This is a genomic window from Pseudoalteromonas sp. TB25 (assembly GCF_000497995.1).
GTDB classification, from domain to species: Bacteria; Pseudomonadota; Gammaproteobacteria; order Enterobacterales; family Alteromonadaceae; genus Pseudoalteromonas; species Pseudoalteromonas distincta.
Window position 1 is genome coordinate 1 of record NZ_AUTI01000438.1, and the last position, 3,935, is coordinate 3,935.

The window sequence follows — 3,935 nt, forward strand, 5'->3', positions numbered from 1 at the left end:
CATTCCTCCATTCGAGATGATTTGGGTCATGTCGGACGAGGAGCAAAACAACGAGGCTTGTTAGCTCATAGCGTATTACTGTTTGCGCCAGACACAAAGCAAGTTGTGGGATTAATTGAACAGTCTCGCTGGAGTCGTGATATCAACACGATTGGAAAAAGAGAAAAACACGCGACGACTTCTTACGAAGAAAAAGAAAGTTACAAGTGGGAGTCAGCGTCACGAGCGATGGCAGAGCGGCTGCAAGGACAAATGGCGAACGTGATATCGGTGTGTGACCGCGAAGCGGACATCTACGAATACTTGCAGTATAAACTGACCGAGCAGCAACGATTCGTCGTACGCTCGATGCAAAGTCGTCATATTGAAGAAGGTGAGGATAAGCTCTATGCGTTTGCAAGCGAGCTGATGAGTGCAGGCACCAAACACATCCACATTGCACAAAAAGGAGGAAGAAAAGCCCGAAGCGCAACACTGGATATCACCTATGCGCCAGTGACACTCAAAGCGCCTTACAATAAGAAAGGACACTCCCTCCCAGTTTACTATGTCGGCTGTACAGAGCGAGGAAACGCTAAGAATGGCTTAAGCTGGCACCTATTAACCAGTGAACCAGTCACCAGCAAAGAAGACGCCTTAGCTATCATCACCTACTATGAGCACCGTTGGCTTGTAGAGGAATACCATAAAGTCTGGAAAAGTGATGGTACGGATATCGAAAGTTTACGCCTTCAAAGCCAAGATAACATGGAAAGATTGGTGACGATTAATGGCTTTATTGCGACGCGAATATTGCAACTAAAGTTCACCAATGAGCAGCCTGATTCTCCAAGTTGTGAACAACTGTTATCTCCCAAAGCATGGAAGTTATTGTGGTTAAAGAGAATAAAAACACCATTGCCTGAAACTGCTCCAAATATGTCATGGGCGTATCAGGAACTGGCAAAGTTAGGAGGCTGGAAAGATACCAAGCGCACAGGGCGTGCATCTGTGAAAGTGTTATGGAAAGGATGGCTTAAGTTACAAGCCATCCTGGAAGGCTACGATTTAGCAAAATCTCTTGAGTCAGACTTGTGATCAAGAGACAGCTAAAAAAAGTGCGTTTAAAACCATGGCGGATGCGCGTGTATGGCAAAATAAACTAGTCAAATACGTCATTCTCGCGTTTATTCTATTTTTATTAGCAATATTTATTACAATTCCTTTTAGCTTGGAAGCTCAAGCCGTTTTTATAAGCTTTATTTTACTAGTTGCGTATGCGCTTAAACGAGTAAAAGGCCAAATGGCAACCATTGTCATGATTACTCTGTCAGTAACTACGTCTTCTCGTTACTTGTGGTGGCGTTACACTGAGACTTTAAATTGGGATGATCCACTTGCACTTGCACTAGGTGGTGGCTTATTACTTGCTGAAACGTATGCCTGGCTTGTACTGATTTTAGGTTTTTTCCAAACAATTAACCCGCTTGAGCGAAAACCGGTTCCTTTACCAAAAAACACTGACTTATGGCCAACAGTAGATGTATATATTCCAACTTATAATGAGCCGTTAAGCGTTGTAAGACCCACTACTCTGGCTGCTCTAAGCATCGATTGGCCTGCAGATAAACTAAATGTTTATATATTAGATGATGGTAAGCGCCCAGAGTTTAAGGAATTTGCAGAGGAAATTGGAGTAGGCTATTTAGCTCGTTCGGATAACAATCATGCTAAAGCCGGCAATATGAATAGCGCTATGCGTTATACCGATGGCGAATATATCGCAATTTTTGATTGTGACCACGTTCCTGCTCGCTCGTTCTTACAAATGACGATGGGGCAGTTTTTAAAAGACAGTAAAGTATGCTTGGTACAAACACCGCATCACTTTTTCTCTGCAGATCCGTTTGAGCGTAACCTTAACAACCATAGTCAAATTCCTAACGAAAACATGTTGTTTTATGGGCTTATTCAAGACGGAAACGACATGTGGGATGCAACCTTCTTTTGTGGCTCTTGCGCCGTATTAAAACGAGCTGCGCTTGATGATATTGGCGGTTTTGCGTTTGAAACAGTTACGGAGGATGCTCACACAGCACTTCGTATGCAGCGCGCTGGTTATAAAACTGCTTATATAAATATTCCACAGGCAGCAGGTCTTGCAACCGATAGCCTGTCAGCGCATATAGGTCAACGCATTCGGTGGGCGCGTGGTATGGCGCAGATATTTAGACTTGATAATCCATTAATGGGTAAGGGTTTAAGCATTCCTCAACGATTATGCTACATAAACGCAATGCTGCACTTTTTATCGGGTATTCCTCGTATTGTATTTTTAACAGCCCCTTTAGCGCTAATATATTTTAATGCATACATAATTTATGCCCCATTTTTAGCTATTTTTATTTATGTAGTGCCGACATTAATTCAAATCAAAGCGACTAACTCACGTATTCAAGGTAAATACCGTTACTCCTTTTGGGGTGAAGTGTATGAGTCAGTACTTGCTTGGTACATATTAAAACCAACCACCGTTGCTTTATTTAATCCCAATAAAGGTAAGTTTAATGTAACCGAAAAAGGCGGTTTAAATGATGAAGAGCATTACGACTGGGGTATTTCTAAACCGTATTTAATTCTCTTACTTATTAATTTACTTGGTATATTAGTGGGTGTATTACGTCTATTTTTAGGTGACCCAAGCCAGATTGGCGTACTTATAATAAGTATGGGTTGGGCTTTTTATAATATTATAATTTTAGGTGCTGCGGTTGCCGTTGCTGCTGAAGCTCGTCAAGTGAGGCACTCGCATCGTATAAAGGCAAACTTTCCTGCCGGCGTTCGTTTAGCAAATGGTCATACTTTGAAAGTAAAAATAACGGATTATTCAGATAACGGCGTGGGCATAGAGACAGATCACGCGCATTTATGTCGTGTTAACGATAAAATTGAATTATTAATGAGTCGCGGTAATAAGCAGTTTTCGTTTACAACTTATGTATGTAATACCCGCAAAAAACAAATTGGCCTTACACTTAAAGACTTATCTCTCGAAAAACAGAGAGCTTTTATACAATGTACCTTCTCAAGAGCAGATGCTTGGCTAGATTGGCAAAATAACTTTAGACATGACCGTCCATCGTATAGCTTCAAAGAAGTACAAAAAACCAGTTTACGGGGCTTTAGTAATTTATTATTTCATGCTCCAAGAGCGTTACAACCAGTTATTAAGTTAATGACTAATATTGTCATTTACATAAATTCATTTACTCCAAAAAAACCGATAGTGCATAATAATTATGATTAAAAAGTTACTTAATACATTTCTAACATTGTTACTTATTAGTAGCGCATATAAAGTGCTCGCTATCGAGCCTATGCACGACAAAACCCTGTTTGTAAATGGCTACCCTGAGAGTGCCCAGGTTTCTAGTTTACGCCTTAGCTTTGAAAAATTAGGATTCAATGACTATAAACTCGACGGCGTCAATAATAATTCTCGTGTCGATTTTACAAATAGAATTGATAAATTAAGCACTAATTTAAAGCTTAACTTTTCGTACACTAACTCACCTTCATTACTGGCTAATGTATCGCACTTAAAAGTTTATTTTAACGATAACTTAGTAACAGTATTACCTATTAATGAACAGCTAAGTGTTGTAAAAAATACGGTAAGTCATAGCCTTGACCTAAATGCTAAATACATTCAAGACTACAACCAAATTCGCTTTGAACTAGTTGGTTACTATGATTTACGATGCCAAGATTACTTTAGCCGCTCAATTTGGACTGAAATAAACAAATCAAGCCACATAACGCTTGATCAAAAACAGTTAGCAATTGATAGCCGCCTTGAATATTTACCAGAACCATTTTTTGATGCTAAAGATTACAACAAATTAAACTTACCTTTTGTATTTGCAAGCACACCTAATACACAAGCTATAGAAGCG

The 3,935-nt window shown here is 39.8% G+C and carries 3 protein-coding genes; all 3 read left to right on the plus strand.

The features are described from left to right. A partial coding sequence (locus tag L652_RS0121220; protein ID WP_024603370.1) for an IS4 family transposase occupies positions 1-1,077 on the plus strand: 1,077 nt, incomplete at its 5' end. A gap of 34 nt (positions 1,078-1,111) precedes the next feature. Beyond that, positions 1,112-3,286, plus strand: a complete 2,175-nt coding sequence (gene bcsA / locus L652_RS0121225) for a UDP-forming cellulose synthase catalytic subunit (RefSeq protein ID WP_076914944.1) — start codon at positions 1,112-1,114, stop codon at positions 3,284-3,286. Beyond that, positions 3,279-3,935 (plus strand): cellulose biosynthesis cyclic di-GMP-binding regulatory protein BcsB (locus L652_RS0121230; RefSeq protein WP_029770358.1); only part of this gene is annotated, 657 nt, incomplete at its 3' end. The genes bcsA and L652_RS0121230, both read left to right, overlap by 8 nt.

Bases quoted from the DNA above. Each gene is read 5' to 3' on its own strand.
- bcsA (WP_076914944.1), top strand. From the start codon at position 1,112: ATGGCGGATGCGCGTGTATGGCAAAATAAACTAGTCAAATACGTCATT.